Origin of the sequence: Chelatococcus composti (assembly GCF_014201415.1) — a bacterium.
Lineage (GTDB): Bacteria > Pseudomonadota > Alphaproteobacteria > Rhizobiales > Beijerinckiaceae > Chelatococcus_A > Chelatococcus_A composti.
Map to the genome: position 1 here is coordinate 94,442 of NZ_JACHEH010000001.1, position 21,014 is coordinate 115,455.

The following is a 21,014-nucleotide window of genomic DNA, read 5'->3' on the forward strand; positions in this document are numbered from 1 at the left end:
GCGATGCGGCCTTTTTTGTTGCCCGGAGCGGAGCGGTTCGTCAGCCGGCAGCGGCACGGCCGCGCGTTGAAGGCAGTGCCGGGTGTTACAGCCGCTTCAGCATCCCGGCGAAGCGCATCAGCCCCTCGGGCCAGGGGCCGTGGCCGCTGGCCGCATTGAGGTGGCCCGAATCGCCGGCGTCGACCAGGGCAGAGCCCCATGCGAGGGCGAGATCTGCCGCTTCGTCATAGGGGCAGTACTGGTCCGTGCGGCTCGCCACGAGCACGGAAGGAAAGGGCAGCGGCTCGCGCGGAAAGGGCGTGAAGGCGGGATCCGCGTCGGGAATGGCGCGGACGGCGCGCTCGCTCGGTGTTGCCACGAGGAAGGCTGCGCGCACCTTGCCCTGCGGCAGCTTCGGCGCGGCATGTGCGATGAGTGGCACGCCCGCGCTGTGCGCGACGAGGATGACGGGGCGCCGCGAGGCGTCGACCTCGGCCACGAGGCGCGCCGTCCATGCCGCGAGGTCGATGCGGTACCAGTCGTCCTGCTCCACGCGGCGGGCGGTGGAAAGCTTCTGCTCCCAGCGGGTCTGCCAGTGGTCCGGCCCCGAGCCCGACCAGCCGGGCACGATGAGAATGTCGCAGTCGGACGTGCGCATGGCGGTCCCGTAAGATCAAGTGTCCGCCCACTGCGGGCGGCGCGGCCCTTCGGAGGGGCAGGCCGGCGCGGAGAGTCAGGCCTCTCCGAACACCCGGCGGAAGATGGTGTCGACGTGCTTGAGATGGTAGCCGAGGTCGAACTTTTCCTCGAGCTCGGCGTCGCTCAGGTGCTTCTTCACGTCCGGGTCAGCCTTCAGCAGGGAGAGGAAGTCTCCCTCACCGCGCCACACGGGCATGGCGTTGCGCTGGACCAGCCGGTACGCCTCCTCGCGGCTCACGCCCTTCTGGGTGAGGGCCAGCAGCACGCGCTGGGAATGCACGAGGCCGCCGAGCCGGTCGAGGTTCTTCTGCATGTTCTCGGGATACACGAGCAGCTTGTCGATGACGCCGGTAAGACGGGCGAGGGCGAAGTCCAGCGTCACCGTGGCGTCGGGGCCGATCATGCGCTCGACGGAGGAGTGCGAGATGTCGCGTTCGTGCCAGAGCGCGACGTTCTCCATGGCGGGCATCACATAGGCGCGCACCATGCGGGCAAGGCCGGTGAGGTTTTCGGTCAGCACCGGGTTGCGCTTGTGGGGCATCGCGGAGGAACCCTTCTGCCCCTCGGAGAAGAACTCCTCCGCCTCGTAGACCTCGCTGCGCTGCAGGTGGCGGATCTCCGTCGCCAGCCGCTCGATGGAGGAGGCGACGACGCCGAGCGTGGCAAAATACATCGCGTGGCGGTCGCGCGGGATCACCTGGGTCGAGATCGGCTCGACAGCGAGGCCAAGCTTCTCGGCGACATAGGCTTCCACGCGCGGGTCGATGTTGGCGAAGGTGCCGACGGCGCCCGAGATGGCGCAGGTCGCCACCTCCTTGCGGGCGTTGACCAGGCGCTCGCGGCAGCGCTGGAACTCGGCATAGGCCTGGGCGAGCTTGAGGCCGAAGGTGACCGGCTCGGCATGGATGCCGTGCGAGCGGCCGATGGTCGGCGTCATCTTGTGCTCGAAGGCGCGGCGCTTGATGGCGGCAAGCAGCGCGTCGATATCGGCAAGGAGGATGTCGGTGGCGCGCACGAGCTGCACGTTGAAGCAGGTGTCGAGCACGTCCGACGAGGTCATGCCCTGGTGCACGAAGCGCGCCTCCGGCCCGACGATTTCGGCCAGGTGCGTCAGGAAGGCGATGACATCGTGCTTCACCTCGCGCTCGATCTCGTCGATGCGCGCCACGTCGAAGACGGCCTTGGAGCCCTTCTCCCAGACGACCGCGGCGGCCTCCCTCGGCACCACGCCGAGCTCGGCGAGGGCGCTCGTGGCATGGGCCTCGATCTCGAACCAGATGCGGAACTTCGTCTCCGGCGACCAGATGGCGGTCATCTCGGGGCGGCTGTAGCGCGGGATCATCCTCGCCTCCTGGCTGAACGGTTGAAGATCAGACGAGCTCGCCGCGCGCGCGCTCGGCGGCGCTGCGGATGGCGGCGATGTTGCCTGCATAGGCGCTCTCGCCACCCTTGAAGACGGCCGAGCCGGCAACGAGGGCGTTGGCCCCGGCCTTGGCCAGCGCGCCGGCATTGTCGGCGGTGACGCCGCCGTCGACCTCGAGGTCGATGGGCCGGTCACCAATCATCGCCTTGATGCGCGCCACCTTGTCGAGGGCTGACGGGATGAAGGCCTGCCCGCCGAAGCCGGGGTTGACGCTCATGACGAGCACGAGGTCGACGAGGTCGAGCACGTATTCGACGGCGCTCTCCGGCGTCGCGGGGTTGAGCGACACGCCGGCCTTCTTGCCGAGCGCGCGGATGGCCTGCAGTGAACGGTGCAGGTGCGGCCCTGCCTCGGCATGGACGGTGATGATGTCGGCGCCGGCGGCGGCGAACTCCGCCAGATAGGGGTCGGCCGGCGCGATCATCAGGTGCACGTCGAGAAGCTTTTTCGTGTGCGGTCGGATGGCCCGCACCACCTGGGGCCCGAAGGAGATATTGGGCACGAAATGCCCGTCCATGACGTCCACATGCACCCAGTCGGCTCCGCCGGCGTCAATGGCGCGCACCTCCTCGCCGAAACGGGCGAAATCGGCGGCGAGGATGGAGGGGGCGATGACGAGGGGGCGCTGCATGGGGACCGTCCGCTTGAACATGCTGCAGGGGCGAAATGGCCCCGCGCGTGCCGCCTAGCACGGAGGGCGGGGCGGGGCAACGGGTCGAGGCATGAGTGAATTCCGCCCCGGCTGCGTGACTGTATGCACATTGTGCAACCTGCCTCTGGTGGGCAGGAGGCCCGACGATCTGGGAAATTGCAGGGCGATGGCCGTCGAAAGCCGGCCGCCGATTGGCCGACCGGATGTTTCATGGATGAGATTGCTATTTCTGCACAACAATTTCCCCGGGCAGTACGCGCGCATCATCAGGCATCTTTCCGGCAGGAAGGGCTTCGAGATCCTGGCCGTGTCGCGGGCCGGCAACCGCCAGCCCTCGCCCGTGCCGCGCATCGACTACGAGCCGCACCGGCGTGCCAGCGAGCAGGTGCACCCTGCGCTGCGCTATACGGAGGAGGCCGTCATCCGCGGGCAGGCGGTCTACAAGGCGCTCATGCCGGTGAGGGCGCGCGGCTGGCGGCCGGACCTGATGCTGGCCCACAGCGGCTTCGGCGACGGGCTCTTCTTGAAGGACCTGTGGCCCGAAGCGCGCTACATGCCCTATCTTGAATGGTATTATCGTGCCTACGGCTCCGACGCCTCCTTCCTCAACGGCGAGGTGAGGGATCCGAATGCCGAGCTGCGCATCCGGATGAAGAACACTGCCATCCTGCAGGATTTGGCGGCGATGGACTGGGGCCAGACGCCGACACGCTATCAGAAGTCGCAGTTTCCCGGCATCTTCCGGAAGCGGATGACGGTGCTGCACGACGGCGTCGACACGGACTACTTTGCGCCCGATCCGGGCGAGACCCTGGCCGTGGGCGGCCGTGTCTTCCGGCGGGGCGATCCGCTCGTCACCTATATCGCCCGCGGCATGGAGCCCTACCGCGGCTTTCCGCAGTTCATGGAGGCGGTATCCATCCTGCAGAAAATGCACACGAGCGTGCATGTGGTCGTCATCGGCGAGGATCGCATCGCCTACGGCCCGCGGGACAAGCCCTCCTACAAGCAATGGGCGCTCGAGACCTTCTCGCTCGACGTTGAACGCCTCCACTTCCTCGGTCGCCAGCCGCTCGACGTGCTGCGGCAGGCGCTGCGCGTGTCGGCGGCGCACGTCTATCTCACTGTACCCTTCGTGCTCTCCTGGTCGATGATGGAGGCTATGGCGACGGGCGCAGTGGTCGTCGGTTCGGATACGGAGCCGGTGCGGGAGGTGATCGACGACGGGCGCACTGGCCTGCTCGTGCCCTTCTTCTCGCCCGACAGGCTGGCCCGCCGCCTGAAGGAGGTTCTCGATGCGCCGGAGCGCTGCGAGGACATTCGCCGCCGCGCCCGTGCGCTGATGCTGGAGCGGTATGACCAGCGCGAGCTGTGCGCCCGCTATCTGCGGCTCATCGAGGCGGTCGCCGCCGGCAGCCGGCCGCGGAAGGCCGGTATGCGGATGCCGGCGATGGCCGGCGTCTGACCGCTTCAGCGCCGCGCCGGCAGGGGCTCGCGCAGCATGCGCCGGGCGAGCGGCTCCAGGATGAGCGGCATGAGGTAGATGGGGAACTGGGCCATGGCGAAATAGAGCCAGGTGCCGTCCGGCACGGCTCCCGCCATGGCGGCGACGAGCAGGCCCATGTTGCGGTGGCCGGTGGCATAGCCGAGGACGAACGCCTCGCGCGCGCCGAAGCGTGCGGCCAGCATGCCGAGACCGGCGGCGAGGCAGGCGAAGGATACCGCGAAGACGATGAGCACGTCGGTGAGGACGGCAAGCGGCTTTGCGAGCATCGCCTCGGCCACGCCGTCCATGGCCCCGACGGCGAAGATGAAGAAGAAGACGACGTTGAGCCCGTCGAGGGCCGCCCGCTCGCGCGCGATCCGTGCAAGGCCGATGAGCCGGCGCAGCACCAGCGCAAGCACCACCGCCCCGCCGAGGAGCAGCGCGAGGCGCAGGGCGAGGACCGAGGTGTCGATCGGCACGGCAGCACCTGCGATCACCTCCGCCACCAGCGGCGCCGTCAGCGGCGTTGTCACCATGCTGGCGACGAGCACCGTGACGAGAAAGGAAGCGTCGAAGCCGAGCAGCGTGGCGACTGCTGGGGCCGAGAGGACGGGCGGGGCGGCGGCCATCAGCGCAAGGCCGAGGGCAAGCTCGGGGCCCACGAGATCGTGTCCGAGGGCAAAGACGATGCCGCCAAGGGCGAGTGCGAGCGAGGCGACGATCCAGGCCCAGGCAAGAGCGATGCGGCCCGGCTGCCGCAGGAGGGCGCGGATGGTGCCGAAGTCGGCGCGCAGGAAGGTGAAGACGAGGAAGAAGAAGACGCAGGTACCAATCAGCGGGCGGGCGAGGCTCGCGAACTGCGGCAGCGCCAGACCGATGAAGATGGAGGCGGCGAGGGCCTTGGTGCCCTGGCTGCCAAGAAGCCCCAGGGGCTTGAAGAGAATGGTCTGCAACACGTTCCTGGCCCTTCCCCTTTGTTCCCCGACCGGTCTTGTATCGTGCCCTGCGGCCTTTTCTCCGTGACGAAAGATGCGTCTGCCCCTTGCGCCGGCGGCAGGCGTCGTGCTTTCGCCATGCGGGTGTCGGCGTTGTCCGCAATGGGTCGTCGCCCCAGAATGCGCCGCCGGGTTCAGCACCAGCAAGAAGGTCAAACGCATGCAAACGGATGTCGTCGTGCTCGGAGCGGGTATCATCGGAGTGTCGACGGCGTTGCACCTGCAGGCGCGGGGCCGGTCCGTGGTGCTGCTCGACAGGCGTGGGGCTGGGGAGGAGACGAGCCACGGCAACGCCGGGCTCATCGAGCGCGCCAGCGTCGTGCCCTATGGTTTCCCGCGCGACCTCGGCTCGCTGATCCGCTACGGCCTCAACCGCTCGGCCGAGGCGCACTACCATCTCACCTTCCTGCCCAGGGTGGCTCCGTGGCTGGCGCAGTACTGGTGGCACTCGTCGCCGCGGCGCCATGCCGAGGCGGCCAAGGCGATGCTGCCGCTGATCGAGCGCTGCGTTGCCGAGCATGAGGCGCTGATGCGCGAGGCCGACATCCTGCCGATGATGCGGCGCATCGGCTGGATCAAGGGTTTCCGCAACAAGGCGGAGTTCCAGCAGGCGGAGGAGGAGGCGCGGGCGACTGCCGCGCTCTACGGCCTCAAGCTCGACGTGCTCGGCGCAGCCGAGCTGCGCGCCAGGGAGCCGCACCTTGCCGGCGACTTCGTTGGCGGCCTGCACTGGCTAGATCCAGCGAGCGTGCCCGACCCAGGCGGCGTCACGCGCGCCTATGCCGAGCTTTTCGAGAAGCGGGGCGGCCGCTTCCTGCGCGGTGACGCCCGTTCGCTCGCCGCCTCCGGCAGTGGCTGGACCGTCGCGGCGGAGGAGGGGCCTGTCACGGCGCGCGAGGTCGTCCTGGCGCTCGGCCCGTGGTCGGGCGAGATCTACCGCCCGCTGGGCTATCGCATCCCGCTCGCGGTCAAGCGCGGCTACCACATGCACTATCGCCCGGCCGGTAATGCCGTGCTCAACCACCCGTTCTACGACGTCGCGGGTGGTTTTCTCATCGTGCCGATGACGCGCGGCATCCGCCTCACCACCGGGGCCGAGTTCGCCGACCGCGATGCGCCGCCGACGCCGGTGCAGCTCTCGCGGGTGGAGCCCGAGGCACGGCGCATCTTTCCGCTCGGCGAGCGGGTGGACCCGGCGCCGTGGATCGGCGCCCGGCCTTGCCTGCCGGACATGCGCCCCGTCATCGGCCCGGCACCACGCCACCAGGGCCTGTGGTTCGCCTTCGGCCACAACCACCACGGCTTCACGCTGGGGCCCGTCACCGGCCGCCTGCTGGCGCAGATGATGACTGGGGAAGAACCGCTCACCGACCCCTCGCCCTATTCGGTCAGCCGCTTCGGCTGGTAGAGGTCGCGCCAGGCCAGCAGGGCGCCGGGCAGGGGCAGTGCCGTTGCTTCGTAAACGCCGCGGGCGATGGCGCGTGCCAGGCAGTCGGCAGCCGCCGCGCCGAGATCGGCGAAGGCGTAGATGTCGTCCTCGGGCAGCGGTCTTGCGCCGGTCGCGGCGGCGAAGACGAGATCCCCGTCGAGCGGGGCATGGGCCGGCCGCAGCGCACGGCCCATGCCGTCGTGCGCAACCACGGCGAGACGCTTGGCCATGGCCTTGGTGAGGACGGCGTCAGTGGCGACAATGGCGATTGTTGTGTTCTGCCCCGGTCCGCCCTTGTAGCGCGGCTCGAGCGCCCGGCGGTCGACCGTCGCGGGCATGCCGTGGTTGCCGAACTCGCCGTTCTGCTCATAGGGGGCAGCCCAGAAATGCGGCCCGTCGCCGATGGTCGCCGAGCCGACGGCGTTGACGGCGACGAGCGCCGCGACGACATGGCCGGTGCGGGTGACGGTGCTCGCGGAGCCGAGCCCGCCCTTGAGGTTGACGGTCGTTGCCCCGTAGCCGGCGCCGACCGAGCCCAGCGGAAAGTCGACGCCGGCCGAAGCCACGGCGGCCCTGGCAAGGGCGCGATGCGGCGGCTCACCTTCGCCACGCGCCCAGGGCTTGTCGCCGCCGTTCAGGAGGTCGAAGAGAATCGCCTGCGGCACGATGGGCACGCGCACGTCGCGGATGGCGAAGCCCCGGCCCTGCACCGCGAGCGCCTGCATGACGCCGCCGGCGGCATCGAGCCCGTAGGCAGAGCCGCCGGACAGGACGATGGCATCGACCGCGCTCACGGTCGCTTCCGGTTCCAGCAACGCGCTCTCGCGCGTGCCTGGAGCGCCGCCCATGATGGAGAGGCCCGCCGTCGCCGGCCGGTCGAAGACCACCACCGTCACGCCGGTTGCCGATGCCTCGTCGTGGGCGTTGCCGACACGAAGGCCGGGCACGTCGGTGATGAGATTGCGCAGATTGCCCATACCCGATGCTTGCCGTGACAGTCGGTCCATCACAAGGGGGCGAGGTGGCATTTCACCGCCTTTCGCCGGGCCGGGGCTGCGGATATGAGCAGCGCCATGACCGACGTTTCCACTTCCGCCGCGGTGTTCGCCGGCTTCGTCAGCTTTCTCAGCCCCTGCGTCCTGCCGCTCGTGCCACCCTATCTATGCTATCTCGCCGGGACCACCCTCGACCAGCTGACAGAGCGGCGCGAGCCCAGCGTCAGCCGTCGGGCGCTGTTCTCCGCGCTCTTCTTCGTGCTCGGTTTCGCGACCGTCTTCGTCATGCTCGGCGCGACAGCCTCGGCCTTCGGCCAGCTGCTGCGCCGCTATGTCGACGTGCTCGGCACCGTGGCCGGCATCGCCATCATCGTCATGGGGCTGCACTTCCTGGGCGTCTTCCGTCTGTCCTTCCTCTACCGGGAGGCACGGCTCGATGTCGCCAAGCCGGCCGGGCTCGGGGGGGCATACGTGATGGGGCTTGCCTTCGCTTTCGGCTGGACGCCGTGTATCGGCCCCATCCTCGCCGCCATCCTGGCCGTCGCCGGCTCGGAGGAGAGCGTCGGGCGTGGCGCCTTTCTGCTTGCCGCCTATTCCGCGGGCCTCGGCATTCCCTTCCTGCTGGCGGCGCTCGCCATGAAGCCCTTCGTCGCGCTCCTGCGTGGCATGCGCTCGAAGTTCCACCTCGTGGAAAAGGTGATGGGCGGCCTGCTCGTGCTCACCGGCATCGCCTTCCTCACGGGGGCGCTGACGGACGTGTCCTTCTGGCTGCTGGAGACCTTCCCGGCGCTGGCGACGCTCGGCTGAGCGCCTGGCCGGTCCATCGTGCAGCCCGGAAAGGAAAGGCCCGCCTCGAGGAGGCGGGCCCGTTCCCGGCCGTGACCGAGATCAGTTGATCTCGTTGCCGGCGTAGTCGATCTTGCCGTCGGGGCCCTTCTTCCAGACGTACATGACGTAGTCCGGACGGGTGATGTCGCCCTTCTTGTCGAAGGAGAGGTCACCCAGCACGGTCTTGAAGACCTTGCCGGAATGGATCACCTCGGCGACCTTCCGCGGATCGAGGGAGTTGGCCTCTTCGGCCGCCTGCTTGATGATCTCGACCGCCGCGTAGCTATAGAGCGTGTAGGCCTCGGGGTCGTAGTTCTTGGTCTTCAGGAAGCGCTCGACGACCTCCTTGGCGGCCGGGTTCTTGCGCGGATCGGGCGCGAAGGTCATGAGCGTGCCCTCGGCGCCGGGGCCGGCGATGGAGACGAACTCGCTCGAGACGATGCCGTCGCCGGACATCAGGGGCGCCTGCAGGCCCTGGTCGCGCATCTGGCGGATGATGAGGCCGGCCTCGGTGTGCAGGCCGCCGAAGTAGACGACGTCCACGTTCGCCGCCTTGAGCTTGGAGACGAGGGCCGAATAGTCCTTCTCGCCGGGGTTGATGCCCTCGTAGATGACTTCCTTGAGGCCCTTGGCGTTCATGGACTTCATCGTTTCGTCGGCGAGACCCTTGCCGTAGGGGGTCTTGTCGTGGACGATGGCGACCTTCTTGCCGGCGAAGTTCTTGGCGAGATAGTCACCCGCCACCTGGCCCTGCTGGTCGTCGCGGCCGCAGATGCGGATGGTGTTCCACAGCCCGCGCTCCGTGTACTGCGGGTTCGTGGACGCCGGCGAGAGCTGCAGGATGCCCGCCTCCTCGTAGACCTCCGAGGCCGGGATCGACACGCCCGAATTGAAGTGGCCGACCACGAACTGGACGCCGTCACCCGCGAGCTTGTTGGCCACGGATACGCCCTGCTTGGGGTCCGACACGTCGTCGCCCACGATGACTTCGATCTTCTGGCCCAGGATGCCACCGGCGGCGTTGATGTCCTCGGCCGCCTGCTCGGTGCCATTCTTCATCTGGGTGCCGAAGCTGGCATTCGGCCCCGTGATGGGGGCGCCGACCGCGATCTTCACCTGGGCGTTGGCGGCGCTGGCGAAGGCGAGGCCAAGACCGAGTGCAATCCCGGTCAACAGCACTTTCTTCATCTGTGACTCCTCTGGTGGTTATATTGCCGGGCCCCGCCCCCGGGGCTCCGGTCGGCGAGCCTCTCGCCTTGGGCGCAATCTTGCGCCGATTGGGGCGAGAGTCACTCGCAAACGCGGTTTCAGCCGCTGTTCTTCTCCCGCCAGGTCAGGGGACCCGTGCGCTCGTAGAGCCAGCGGTACTGCGTCGTCATCTGCCGCACGCGTGTATAGCGGAAGCCGATGAGGCCGATGACGAGAAGAACGATCGCATCCACGATGTAATAGTGAAGCGACAGCAGCGTGCCCTCGAAGAGGGCGAAGTGGATGAAGCGCACCCCCCAGGCGAGGGCAAGCAGATAGAGCACAGCCTGCCAGGCGGGCGCCCAGATGAGCGCCACCGCCCGCCCTGTCATCCAGGCGGCCCAGCCACCCATGATGCAGGTGACAAGGAGAAAGAGGAGGATGGAGCTTTCTTCATAAAGGATGCCCTGCATCGCGCGCTCCTCAATGGGCTCCGCCTTCGAGATAGGCGGCGCGGACCTGCGGGTTTTCGAGCAACTCCTTCCCGGTGCCCTGGAGGGTGATGGTTCCCGTCACCATCACGTAGCCGCGGTGGGCGAGCTTGAGCGCGTGATAGGCGTTCTGCTCGACGAGGAAGACCGTCATGCCTTCCCGCTCGTTGAGCTCCCGGATGACGTTGAAGATCTGCTTGACCACCAGCGGCGCGAGGCCGAGCGAGGGCTCGTCGAGCAGCAGCAGCCGCGGCCGGCTCATCAGCGCGCGGGCGATGGCGAGCATCTGCTGCTCGCCGCCGGAGAGCGTGCCGCCGCGTTGGTTGAGCCGCTCCTTGAGGCGCGGGAACATGGTGCAGACGCGCTCCAGGTCCTCGTCGAAATGGGCGAAGTTCCTGATGGCGGCGCCCATCTGCAGGTTCTCGAAGACGGTCATGCGCGGGAAGATGCGCCGGCCCTCGGGTGACTGGGCGATGCCGAGATGCGCGATCTCATGCGTCGGCATGTGCGTGATGTCGCGGCCGGCGTAGGTGATCGTTCCCTCGCGGCAGCGCGGGTTGCCGAAGATCGTCATCATCAGCGTGGACTTGCCGGCGCCGTTTGCGCCGATCATCGTCACGATCTCGCCCTCGTGCACGTCGAGATCGACACCCTTGAGGGCGATGATGTTGCCGTAATAGGTCTTGACGCCCCGAATGGAGAGAAGGGGCGTGCGCCCCGCGGGCGCCTGGGCCGGCGCGGGCATGGTTGCTGCGTCGCTCACAGGCCGACCTCCGCTTCCACCTTGTCGAGTTCCTCGTCCTCGACGCCGAGATAGGCGGCGATGACGCTCGGGTCGTTGCGCACCTCCTCGGGCGTGCCATCTGCAATTTTGGTGCCATAGTCGAGCACCACGACGTGGTCGGAGATGCCCATCACCACCGACATGTCGTGCTCGATGAGCAGGATCGACGTGCCGTGGTCCCGCCGGATCGACAGCAGCAGCTCGTTGAGCTCGTGGCTCTCTCGCGGGTTGAGACCGGCGGCCGGCTCGTCGAGGCACAGGAGGATTGGGTCCGTGCACATGGCGCGGGCGATCTCGAGACGGCGCTGGGCGCCGTAGGGCAGGTCCCCGGCCGGGTCGTCGGCCCGGTCGATGAGGTTGATCTTCTCCAGCCAGAACTTGGCCTGTTCCACCGCCTGCCGCTCCGCCTCGCGGAAGCTCGGCAGGCCGAAGAGGCCGAGCAGCGTGAAGCCGGAGGCGATCATGAGCGGGTTGTGGCGGGCGACGAGCAGGTTCTCCAGCACCGTCATGCCCGTGAACAGGCGGATGTTCTGGAACGTGCGGGCAACCTTCGCCTTCCACGAGATGGCGTGGCCCGGCAGCCGCTCGAGCAGGTAGGTGGTGCCGTCGGCGTGGCGCAGCGACAGCATGCCCTCGCTTGGCCGGTAGAAGCCGGTGATGCAGTTGAACACCGTCGTCTTGCCGGCGCCGTTCGGGCCGATGAGGGCCGTGATGTCGCCACGGCCGACGCTGAAGGAGAGATCGTTGACGGCAACGAGGCCGCCGAAACGCATCTTCAGATGCTGGACCTCGAGTATGGGGTCTTCTTGCCAGCGCATCAGCCGTGACCTTCCTTGACGAGCGAGCCGGAGATGGCCTTGCGCTCGGTGAGTACCATCGACGGTTCGCGGTGCCCGACGAGACCGCGTGGCCGCCAGACCATCATGGCTACCATGGCGAGGCCGAAGATGAGCAGTCGATATTCGTTGGGGTCGAAGTCCGCACCGAAGACCTGCTTGAGGAAGCCGAGGTTGCGCAGCAGCTCGGGCGCACCGACCATGATAATGGCTGCCACGGCAACGCCCACCTGCGAGCCCATGCCGCCGAGGACGACGATCGACAGGATGATCGCCGACTCGAGGAAGTTGAAGCTCTCGGGCGATACGAACCCCTGCCGCACGGCGAAGAACGAGCCCGCGAAGCCGCCGAACATGGCGCCGATGGCGAAGGCGGTGAGCTTGGTGTTGCGGGTGTTGATGCCGAGCGAGCGGCAGGCGATCTCGTCCTCGCGCAGCGCTTCCCACGCCCGGCCCACGGGCAGGCGCCGCAGGCGGATGGTGACCACGTTGGTGACCAGCGCCAGCACCAGGATGAGGTAGTAGAGAAACACCATCCGGTGCATCGGGCTGTAGGAGATGCCGAACAGCGAGGCAAAGCCGTTCTCGCTCGAGTCGAACGGCACGCCGAAGAAGGTGACGCGCGGGATGGACGAGATGCCCGCGCCGCCGTTGGTTAGCTCCACCCAGTTGATGAGCACGAGGCGGATGATCTCGCCAAAGGCGAGGGTGACGATGGCGAGATAGTCGCCGCGCAGGCGCAGCACCGGGAAACCGAGGATGATGCCCCAGAAGGCGGCGAGAATGCCGGCGAGCGGCAGGCAGAGCCAGAACGACCAGCCGAACGTCGTCGACAAGAGCGCATAGGAATAGGCGCCGACCGCATAGAAGGCGACGTAGCCGAGGTCGAGCAGGCCCGCGAGGCCGACGACGATGTTGAGTCCCCATCCGAGCATCACATAGGTGAGGATGAGGATGCCGAGGTCGATCCAGTAGCGTGCGCCGGCGAGCCCGCCTGTCGCGAGGGAGGCGAGCAGCGGGTAGGTGAGGGCGACGCCGAGGAAGAGCGGCACGGCGATGCCGAACAGCTTCTGCACGAACGGGCTCGCCGGCGCCTTGAGGCGCGCTGGCGCGGCGGCCCGGCGCATGGCCCGCAGGCAGACTGCGAACCGCACGAGGAAGATGAGCCCGCAGACGACGGCGACGACGCCCCAGCGCGGCTGGAGGTAGAGCGCGTTCGACTGGTTCTGCTCGGTCTTGAAGGCGAGGATGGGGATGGAGAGCCCCAGCGTCAGCAGCGCGGCGATGCCGGCTTCGCGCAGGGCGGTGGCGACCTGAGCGCCCGTGACCGACGAGGCGGCTCCGGGCGCGGCGATGGCGGGAGCATGGGATGTGTTCAGGGCCATTGTCCGCGCCTCTCTCATACCTTCTCGACCTCAGGCCGGCCGAGGATGCCGGACGGCATGAAGATGAGGACGATGGCGAGCAGCGAGAAAGCCGCGACATCCTTGTACTCGATGGAGAAGTAGGCCGACCACAACGTCTCCACCAAGCCGATGATGAGGCCGCCCAGCACGGCGCCCGGCAGGGAGCCGATGCCGCCGAGGACGGCCGCGGTGAAGGCCTTCACCCCCGGCACGAAACCGTCGGCGAAGCTCACGACGCCATAGTAGAGCAGATACATGGTGCCCGCGACGGCGGCGAGGGAGGCGCCCATCACGAAGGTGAGCGAGATCGTCCTGTCCACGTCGATGCCGACGAGGGCGGCCATGCGCCGGTCCTGCTCGCAGGCGCGCTGGGCGCGTCCGAGCGGCGTCTTCTGCACGACGTACCAGAAGATGGCGAGCAGCACGGCCGTCGTGAGCATGATGATGATCTGCTTGTAGGACAGGGCCACCGCGTAGCCGTCGCGCTCGAAGAGCACGATCACGTCGCGCACCATGGGCGGGATCGGCTTGTTGCGCGCGCCCTGCGAAACCTGGACGAAGTTGGACAGGAAGATCGACACGCCGATGGCCGAGATCAGCGGCGCGAGGCGGAAGGAGCCGCGCAGCGGGCGATAGGCCATCCGTTCCAGCGTCCAGCCCCACAGCGAGGTCAGCAGCATGGCGCCGATCATGACGATGATCAGCGCAATGGCAATCGAGCCAATCCCGAGCCAGGCCGTGACGAAGAGGAAGAGCATGAGCGCGATGAACGCGCTGAGCATGAAGACATCACCGTGGGCGAAATTGATCATGCCGATGATGCCAAAAACCATCGTGTAACCGATGGCGATGAGGCCATAGATAGACCCCAGCGTCAGCCCATTGATGAGCTGCTGTACGAAGACTTCCATAATCGACCGTTCCCCTGATGGGCAGTCTCTTGTTTTTCTTATCGTCCGCCTCGTGTCGGCGAAAACACGGGGAGGAAAGAGACCACCGGAACAACTCTGTGCTTAGCAACGGCGATTGGTCAAGACAATTGGCCAGGCTGCGCCGGCGGGCAAAAAGCAACGGATGTTCCGATTGGGGCCGCGCTTGCGACCGAAAATTTCGCGAAGCCGGCTTTCGCCCTCCACAGCCATCGCGACCGGCCCCGTCGCGCCCCGAAGGAGGGCGACGGCGCGGGCGCCTTCTGTCGATTCCGCGAAGCGGCTCGTCTGCTAGTATACTATAGATGTGGAAAAAATTCTCCGTTTTCTTTGCATAAATAAATATATTATATGCAATAGATCTATTGTTGCTGCGCTCTCATCCCCCTTTCTTTCCTGCGGGCTGGTGAACGCAGGTTTCCATGATGAGTTCTATAAGCAGTGATACATGTTCACCGGGCGCGGACGAGGCCCGGTCGCTGGCCGAGCAGGCCTACCGGGCCATCGAGGACATGGTTGTGCGGCTCGATCTGCCTCCCGGCGCCCGCCTGACGGAGAACGACCTGTCGCAGCGGGTCGGCTTCGGGCGCACGCCGGTGCGGGAAGCGCTGCAGCGACTCCATTATGACGGGCTCGTGCGCGTCTTTCCCCGCAAGGGGATCGCCGTGTCCGAGGTCAACCCGCTCGACGTGCTCGTGGCACTCGACGTCTACGCCGCCGTGGAACGGCTGGTGGCGGCAGCAGCCGCCCGCCGAGCCGGCCGGGCAGAGGAGGCCCTGGCGGAGCAAATGGCGGGGGCGATGGCGCGGGCAGCTGCCGTGGGCGACATCGGCGGCTTCGTCGAGACCGACAAGGCGATCGACCGGATTCTCGCGGAACTCTCGGGCAACCCCTATGCCGCCCGGGCGCTCGTGCCGCTGCAGGCGATGGCCCGGCGGGCATGGCTCTTCTTCCGCCGCGAGAGTGACCTCGCGCCGGCGGCGGAGCGGCATGCAGAGCTGCTGAAGGCGGTGTGCTCGGGGGATGCTGAGGCGGCCGAGGCGGCAGCGGAATCGCTCGTCGCCCACGTGCGCGAAACCATCAAGGAGGCCGTCAGCCGTCTCTAGCACGGCATCTTTCCCCGGTTCTCGCCCTGCGCCGGTTGCTTCGCGGTTTGTGCCGCGCCATATGGAAGGCCGCAGGAGGCCTTGATGCACCGGGTTTTCATAGACGACGCATTCGGCGATGCGCATGACGACCACGTCGCCACGCCGTCTGAGCAGGTGTTTCGGGAAGCCATGAGCCGCGTGCCCGGCGCCGTGCATGTCATCACGACGGCTGGGGCCGCGGGACGCATGGGCTTCACCGCCACGTCGGTGACGGCGGTATCGGACGGGCCGCCGACGTTGCTCGTGTGCCTCAACAGGGCGAGCCAGATCCTGCCGGTTCTGGAGGCCAACGGCGTCTTCTGTGTCAACCTGCTGCCGGGCAATGAAGAGGCGCTCGCAGATGTCTTCGCCGGGCGCACCGGCGTCTTCGGCGCCGACCGCTTTCGCACTGGCGGCTGGACCACACTGGACACGGGCGCGCCGGCACTCGTCACGGCGCGCGCGGCCATGGACTGCCGCCTCGTGGAGGCGATCGACGCCGCGACGCACCGCATCCTCATCGGCGAGGTGCGCGCTCTCGCCATGGGCGCCGAGGGAGACAGCCTCGTCTACAAGGGGCGTCGCTACCACGCCCTGTGAGGGCCCTCAGCTGCGCAGGAACGCGCCCACCACCTCGTTGAACGCAGCCTCCGCCTCGATGTTGGAGATGTGCGCTGCATCGAGCGTGACCAGCTTCGAGCCCGCGATGGCCTCGTGAATCTGCTGGCCGGCCGCCGGCGGTGTGGCGGGATCGTGCGCGCCGACGACAACCAGCACGGGGTTCCTCGCGGAGCGGATCGACCAGCGCTGGTCCATGTCGCGGATGGCGGCGCAGCATCCCGCATAGCCCTGGACCGGCGTGCCCAGGATCATCTTGCGGATGGCCGCGATCCGCTCCGGCGCCCGCTCGCGGAAGCTGGCCGTGAACCAGCGTTCGACCGTTGCATCGACGAGCGCCTCCATGCCGCCGCGGCGCGCCGTGCGGATGCGGCCGTTCCACAGCTCGGGCGGGCCCATGTGGGCGGAGGTGTTGGCGAGGACGACCCGTCCTAGCCGTTCCGGCGCGTGCGTCAGCATCCACATGCCGACCATGCCCCCCTTGGAGAGGCCGCACCAGTGGGCCTTCTCAATGCCGAAATGGTCGAGGATGGCGATGGCGTCGCGGCCGAGCTCCTCGATGGAATAGGGCCTGTCGGGTGCGACTGAGCCGCCGTGCCCGCGCGAATCGTAGCGCAGGATGCGGAACTGGCCCTGCCAGGCGCGCACCTGCGCGTCCCACATCGACATGTCGGAGGACAGCGAGTTGGAATGCATGAGAACCGGAGCGTTCTCGGGTCCGTCGAGATGCACGTTGAACGGCTCGCCCGCGATGTCGATGATCATCTGCCCCCTCCGTCATTCAGTCTCCACGGGTCTCGCGCAGGTTGTGCCGCTGCGCAAGGGGCAATGGCGCCCCGCGTGGGAAGGGCTGGCCGCGCGCCCGTTCTTGCGTAGATTGGAGCACATCGAAACGGCCAGCTCTGAGAAGCGGCGAAGATGAGGGAGGCGACCCATGGCCATGACGATGACCGGCGAGAACATCCTGCCGGCGGACCGTGCCACGGTCTGGGCGAAACTCAACGATCCGGAGGTGCTGAAAGCCTGCATCCCCGGCTGCGAGGAACTGGAGCGGACGCAGGACAATGGCTTTCGCGCCGTGGCGAAGGTCAAGGTCGGGCCAGTGAAGGCGACCTTCAAGGGCAAGGTCGTTCTTTCGGACATCGACGAGCCGAACGGCTACACGATCACGGGTGAGGGAGAGGGCGGCGTTGCCGGTTTCGCCAAGGGCGGCGCCAAGGTGCAGCTCTCCGAGGTGCCGGAAGGCACCAAGCTGACCTACGACGTCGAGGCGCAGGTCGGCGGCAAGCTCGCCCAGCTCGGTGGGCGGCTGATCAATGGCGTCGCCAAGAAATACGCCGACGAGTTCTTCTCCAACTTCGCCAAGTTGTTGGCGCCGCAGGAGGCTACCTGACAGCCCCGGCCAGCCCGGGCCCCTCCGCGCCTGGATTCTGCTTCGCTCTCTCACTGGAAATCTGAATTCGCTGTCTGCCCGCTGACGCCGCGAAGCCGGATGTAGGACAACGGGGCGATCAAGTTCCAGTGAGAGGGTTCGACATGGGCCGGATTTCATCCTTGCACTCGCAGGTCGCCAAGGGGCAGGCGCAGGACATCGACAAGTATCGCCGCGAGATCGGCAAGAGCACCCAGTGGCTCACCGAGCATGAGCGGCCGCAGCGGCACAGCAGGCCGCTGCCGCAGTCGGCCGGCTCCCCGCGCCTGGCTCTCCTTGCCGCGCTCCTCCTGGCGGCCGAGTACGGAGTGAATGCGCATCAAGCTCTCCGCGAGGCGGGCGTTTCCGGTGGGCACAGGACCGGAGGGCGGCCGCACAAAGGGGGCGGAGAGGCGCTGGCGGCCGGAAACAGCACGGCTTTGGCGATACCAGCGCAGCCGTCCGGCGAGTCCATGCCTGTCAGAGGCCCCGCGGCGAGTGTACCCCACGCTGTCGCGCGCGGCGTTCGACCAGCCCCTCGTTCTCGCTAGGCGCAGGCGGCCGAGCCGAAAGGCACGACCACGAAGGCCAAGAAGCAGTGTGAGGACGGCCCCACCAACGAGATCCGCACTGCCATGGAGGAGGTCCCCACCCGGCGCGGCATCGGCGAGAAAGTGCTGCGGCAGCTGGGATTCGACCCGGACGAGCTCGTGCCCGTCAGTGACTACATGCCGCTCGGCGTCGGAGGTGCCGAGCTTACCACCTACATGAGTCGCATCGATGCTTATATTAACAATCAGGAATCCTCGTTCCCGTTTTTCTACCGGGAAGTGCCCGGGGCGATCGACAAGCTGCCGGAGCTGAACTCGCGCTTCTATCGGGAGTTCGATAGCCACGTCGACAAAATTGCGGACTCTCTGGCCAAGGCAGCATCCGACAAGCTGGCGCAGATCGGCGTCTCCGCAAACGATCCTGCTTCCATCATCAAGGTCATGTATTGGAGCGCGCCCGATTGGATGGACCTTGACCAGGTAATACCTTGGAGGATGCCCGGGCTGGCAAAGGCCTACCACCAGGAGGAGCGCGCCTTTTTGCTGCAGGTCGGCCGGAGCGGCGAGGAGCGTTATTTCGTGCTGTCGGACGGGTTATGCGGTCTTGTCGTCGAGATGCCTTCGAAACTGTCAGATCGTACCCGCTGGCTCAAAGAACATACCAGACTGTTTTTTGGCGAGCAGGCCGAGCAGAATTTCGACGCTGACGAGCTGAAGAAGAGTCGGAGAGTCCTTCATTTTGCCACGACCGTCCACATGGATGGACTCGACGTTGCCGGTGCAGTGAAGGAAGTCAGTCGGTCCGTGGCCAGGAGCGCCATGCTGCCCCTGAAGGACGCGGCGTTTGCTGAAACCGCCTATGAAACCGGAATCCATATCGGGCGCGGTCTCCTTATACCCTTTCACGACACCTATCGCGCGCTGAAGGAGGGCGATGTGGTGGGGGCGCTGGTATCCGCCGGGATCGACGCCATCCAGTTCGGCTCTGGAGCCCATGGCAAGATGGTGAAGCTCGTCCACTCCGTGCAAAAGGTCTCCTCGGGGGCGAAGAAGGCCGGCAAGGCCATGAAGATTGTGGAGGATCTTGCCGGAAGCCTGCAAAAGTTCTCTTCGGGGGCAAAGAAGGCCAGCAAGGCCACGAAGACCTCGGAGACGATTGCCGACCGGGCCGTGAGCGTGAGCGGCGTCGTCCGGGGAGAGGCCAAGCAAGTGTTGGCAGGGGCAGATGACGGCTTGACAGCAATTAGGGCTCGTTCCGGCAACAGTGGTTTCAAGGCGGCGTCCGGCCACGGCAGCGACGCCAAGGTGGCAAAGGCGGCCGGCAACAGCGACGCCAAGGTGGTACAGGCGGGGGCCAGAAGTAGCGACGCCAAGGTGGCAAAGGCGGCCAGCAACAGCGACGCCAAGGTGGCCCAGGCGGGGGCCAGCAGCAGCGACGCCAAGGTGGCGCAGGCTGGGGCCGGCAGCAGCGGCGCCAAGGTGGCACAGGCTGGGGCCGGCAGCAGCGGCGCACATGCGGCGCAGGCAGGGCGGCGTGCCGGCGGCATCAAGAAGGTGCCCGGTCACGGCAGCAGCAGCGACGCACATGCGGCGCAGGCAGGGCGGCGTGCCGGCGGCATCAAGAAGGCGCCCGGTCACGGCAGCAGCAGTGGCGCACATGCGGCGCAGCCAGGGCAGAGCGCCAGCGGAGTGAAGTCGACGGGAGCGAAGGGGGCGGTGTCGTCGCTCCGGAAGGAGGCGGGGCAGTCCAGTGCGAGCGAAGTCGTCAGGACGTTCCGTGCCGGTGCCGATGACGTACTTTCGGCCGCTGCTATCAGGGATCTCAAGGAGATCGGCGATCTGATGAAAGGTGACCGGAAGATCCTGCAGCTGATGCTCAATCCGAAGGAGAACTGCGAAGCGGCGCTTGAGCCTGTCATCTCCGTGCTGAAGAGCGCCGGCTATGAAACACGCGTGCGTGGCATGTATTTCTGGAGCAACGCCGGCATCGACGCCCCCAAGAACCACTTCCTCGTCCTGGCGAAGAAGAATGGCACCGAATATGCGGTTGACGTGACTGCCGGGCAGTTCGAGGAGTTCGGCATCCACGGTCCTCTCATCATGACGGAGGAGGCTTGGGCGAAAACGTTCCACGACGCGGCCAAGCGCACGCTGATCAAGTATGCTGACTTCAAGACGCCTCAGGCGGCCAAGACGGCCTTCAGTCCGCTCAAGGCGGTCACTCCGACGGATCGCATCGACGGAGCGGTCGTCCTGTCGAGACCGGCCTGGTATGGCATCGCCAAGACTGCCGAGGCCGGCAAGCAAGTCGCCAGTCAGTCCGGGCGCCTCAAGAAGATCAAGGGGGTGCTGAGCTTCGCATCGCGGCTGCCTTACTACGTATCGGGGCTGCCTTCCCCTGCGCGCCATCCCAAAGCCTGACCCCCGCGGCGGACGCGGCCTTGCCGCGTCCGCCATTGCCTTGGCCGAAGCACCGCAGCGAGAGCATTTTGCGGCGCAGAAGGGCCGAAAAGCGCCGCTCATCGGCCCTCATTCAGCCCTTGACCCCCGATTCCGGCCAGTTCAGACTGGATTTCGACCAGTTCCAGGGAAAGGGGGAGACGACCCTGGTACCCCGTGTCCGATGTCGCCGTAAGTGACCATCGCAACGAGACGCACGCCCTGTGCGCGCTTTTGGGGAGGGTTCCGAATGACCACCGTGACAATGACGGTGAACGGCAAGACCGTGAGCGCGGATGTCGAGCCGCGCACGCTGCTCGTACAGTTCCTGCGTGAACACCTGAAGCTGACCGGCACCCATGTGGGCTGCGACACCAGCCAGTGTGGCGCCTGTGTCGTCCACCTCGACGGTGTGGCCGTCAAGAGCTGCACGACGCTCGCGGTGAGCTGTGAGGGCGCGTCGGTCACCACGATCGAGGGGCTTGCGGCCGGTGGCAAGCTGCACCCCATGCAGGAGGCCTTCCGCGACAACCACGGCCTGCAGTGCGGCTTCTGCACGCCGGGCATGATCATGTCCGCCATCGATATCGTGAACCGGTGCGGGCACGACCTCGACGAGCGCACCATCCGCGAGGAGCTGGAGGGCAACATCTGTCGCTGCACCGGCTATCACAACATCGTCAAGGCCATCGCTGCCGGTGCGCAGGCCATGCGCGAGACATCGCTGCCGCAGGCCGCCGAATAGCAT

Annotated in this window: 21 protein-coding genes; 8 read left to right on the top strand and 13 right to left on the bottom strand. The window is 67.0% G+C overall.

The window, feature by feature from the left end; translation table 11 throughout:
• Nucleotides 1-85: 85 nt before the first annotated feature.
• From HNQ73_RS00470 to rpe, 3 genes are all read right to left on the bottom strand, one after another.
• Entirely contained in the window at nt 86-637 is a 552-nt protein-coding gene (locus HNQ73_RS00470; protein ID WP_183331180.1) for an RBBP9/YdeN family alpha/beta hydrolase, read from the bottom strand.
• A 75-nt stretch (nt 638-712) separates the two neighbouring features.
• Complete coding sequence (gene purB / locus HNQ73_RS00475; protein ID WP_183331182.1) at nt 713-2,020, bottom strand: adenylosuccinate lyase; 1,308 nt, start codon at nt 2,018-2,020, stop codon at nt 713-715.
• A 28-nt stretch (nt 2,021-2,048) separates the two neighbouring features.
• Nucleotides 2,049-2,732 (bottom strand): ribulose-phosphate 3-epimerase, encoded by a 684-nt coding sequence (rpe, locus tag HNQ73_RS00480; protein ID WP_244649827.1) that lies wholly within the window; start codon nt 2,730-2,732, stop codon nt 2,049-2,051.
• Nucleotides 2,733-2,967: 235 nt separating this feature from the next.
• Between rpe and HNQ73_RS00485 the strand changes: the two genes are divergently transcribed.
• Nucleotides 2,968-4,218 carry a glycosyltransferase gene (locus tag HNQ73_RS00485; protein ID WP_244649825.1) on the top strand — a complete coding sequence of 417 codons (1,251 nt, stop codon included), beginning with the start codon at nt 2,968-2,970 and terminating at the stop codon, nt 4,216-4,218.
• A gap of 5 nt (nt 4,219-4,223) precedes the next feature.
• Here the strand turns inward: HNQ73_RS00485 and HNQ73_RS00490 are convergent, their stop codons facing one another.
• Complete coding sequence (locus HNQ73_RS00490; protein ID WP_183331186.1) at nt 4,224-5,195, bottom strand: sodium:proton symporter; 972 nt, start codon at nt 5,193-5,195, stop codon at nt 4,224-4,226.
• 199 nt (nt 5,196-5,394) lie between these two features.
• On the opposite strand from HNQ73_RS00490, the gene HNQ73_RS00495 reads away from it, so the two are divergent.
• Complete coding sequence (locus tag HNQ73_RS00495) at nt 5,395-6,642, top strand: NAD(P)/FAD-dependent oxidoreductase (RefSeq protein WP_183331188.1); 1,248 nt, start codon at nt 5,395-5,397, stop codon at nt 6,640-6,642.
• Here the strand turns inward: HNQ73_RS00495 and HNQ73_RS00500 are convergent.
• Nucleotides 6,615-7,631: a P1 family peptidase gene (locus HNQ73_RS00500; protein ID WP_183332164.1), complete on the bottom strand. Its 1,017-nt coding sequence runs from the start codon at nt 7,629-7,631 to the stop codon at nt 6,615-6,617. The two genes, HNQ73_RS00495 and HNQ73_RS00500, sit on opposite strands and share 28 nt — an antisense overlap.
• Nucleotides 7,632-7,736: 105 nt before the next feature.
• Between HNQ73_RS00500 and HNQ73_RS00505 the strand changes: the two genes are divergently transcribed.
• Nucleotides 7,737-8,465: a cytochrome c biogenesis CcdA family protein gene (locus tag HNQ73_RS00505; protein ID WP_183331190.1), complete on the top strand. Its 729-nt coding sequence runs from the start codon at nt 7,737-7,739 to the stop codon at nt 8,463-8,465.
• Between the two features lie 81 nt (nt 8,466-8,546).
• Here the strand turns inward: HNQ73_RS00505 and HNQ73_RS00510 are convergent, their stop codons facing one another.
• From HNQ73_RS00510 to HNQ73_RS00535, 6 genes are all read right to left on the bottom strand, one after another.
• A complete protein-coding gene (locus HNQ73_RS00510; RefSeq protein WP_183331192.1) occupies nt 8,547-9,674 on the bottom strand; it encodes a branched-chain amino acid ABC transporter substrate-binding protein in 1,128 nt (375 codons plus the stop codon).
• Between the two features lie 119 nt (nt 9,675-9,793).
• Entirely contained in the window at nt 9,794-10,147 is a 354-nt protein-coding gene (locus HNQ73_RS00515; protein ID WP_183331194.1) for a DUF6867 family protein, read from the bottom strand.
• A gap of 10 nt (nt 10,148-10,157) precedes the next feature.
• Complete coding sequence (locus HNQ73_RS00520) at nt 10,158-10,910, bottom strand: ABC transporter ATP-binding protein (RefSeq protein WP_183332166.1); 753 nt, start codon at nt 10,908-10,910, stop codon at nt 10,158-10,160.
• A gap of 14 nt (nt 10,911-10,924) precedes the next feature.
• Entirely contained in the window at nt 10,925-11,767 is an 843-nt protein-coding gene (locus HNQ73_RS00525) for an ABC transporter ATP-binding protein (protein WP_183331196.1), read from the bottom strand.
• Entirely contained in the window at nt 11,767-13,170 is a 1,404-nt protein-coding gene (livM, locus tag HNQ73_RS00530) for a high-affinity branched-chain amino acid ABC transporter permease LivM (protein WP_183331199.1), read from the bottom strand. Before livM ends, HNQ73_RS00525 begins: the two co-directional genes overlap by 1 nt.
• A gap of 14 nt (nt 13,171-13,184) precedes the next feature.
• Nucleotides 13,185-14,102 (bottom strand): ABC transporter permease subunit, encoded by a 918-nt coding sequence (locus HNQ73_RS00535; RefSeq protein ID WP_183331201.1) that lies wholly within the window; start codon nt 14,100-14,102, stop codon nt 13,185-13,187.
• A gap of 440 nt (nt 14,103-14,542) precedes the next feature.
• Here HNQ73_RS00535 and HNQ73_RS00540 point away from each other — a divergent pair, with 440 nt between their 5' ends.
• Nucleotides 14,543-15,226, top strand: a complete 684-nt coding sequence (locus HNQ73_RS00540) for a GntR family transcriptional regulator (RefSeq protein WP_183331203.1) — start codon at nt 14,543-14,545, stop codon at nt 15,224-15,226.
• Between the two features lie 84 nt (nt 15,227-15,310).
• Nucleotides 15,311-15,847, top strand: coding sequence for a flavin reductase (locus tag HNQ73_RS00545; protein ID WP_183331205.1), 537 nt, complete (start codon nt 15,311-15,313; stop codon nt 15,845-15,847).
• Nucleotides 15,848-15,853: 6 nt separating this feature from the next.
• On the opposite strand, the gene pcaD is transcribed toward HNQ73_RS00545, so the two are convergent.
• Complete coding sequence (pcaD, locus tag HNQ73_RS00550; protein ID WP_183331207.1) at nt 15,854-16,630, bottom strand: 3-oxoadipate enol-lactonase; 777 nt, start codon at nt 16,628-16,630, stop codon at nt 15,854-15,856.
• A 169-nt stretch (nt 16,631-16,799) separates the two neighbouring features.
• On the opposite strand from pcaD, the gene HNQ73_RS00555 reads away from it, so the two are divergent.
• A complete protein-coding gene (locus HNQ73_RS00555; RefSeq protein ID WP_183331209.1) occupies nt 16,800-17,258 on the top strand; it encodes an SRPBCC family protein in 459 nt (152 codons plus the stop codon).
• Between the two features lie 155 nt (nt 17,259-17,413).
• Here HNQ73_RS00555 and HNQ73_RS00560 read toward each other — a convergent pair whose 3' ends face one another.
• Complete coding sequence (locus HNQ73_RS00560) at nt 17,414-17,617, bottom strand: hypothetical protein (protein ID WP_183331211.1); 204 nt, start codon at nt 17,615-17,617, stop codon at nt 17,414-17,416.
• Between the two features lie 294 nt (nt 17,618-17,911).
• Here HNQ73_RS00560 and HNQ73_RS00565 point away from each other — a divergent pair, with 294 nt between their 5' ends.
• Together HNQ73_RS00565 and HNQ73_RS00570 are read left to right on the top strand one after the other, a co-directional pair.
• Nucleotides 17,912-20,248, top strand: a complete 2,337-nt coding sequence (locus HNQ73_RS00565; RefSeq protein WP_183331213.1) for a hypothetical protein — start codon at nt 17,912-17,914, stop codon at nt 20,246-20,248.
• A 268-nt stretch (nt 20,249-20,516) separates the two neighbouring features.
• Nucleotides 20,517-21,011, top strand: coding sequence for a (2Fe-2S)-binding protein (locus tag HNQ73_RS00570; RefSeq protein WP_183331215.1), 495 nt, complete (start codon nt 20,517-20,519; stop codon nt 21,009-21,011).
• Nucleotides 21,012-21,014 lie beyond the last annotated feature (3 nt).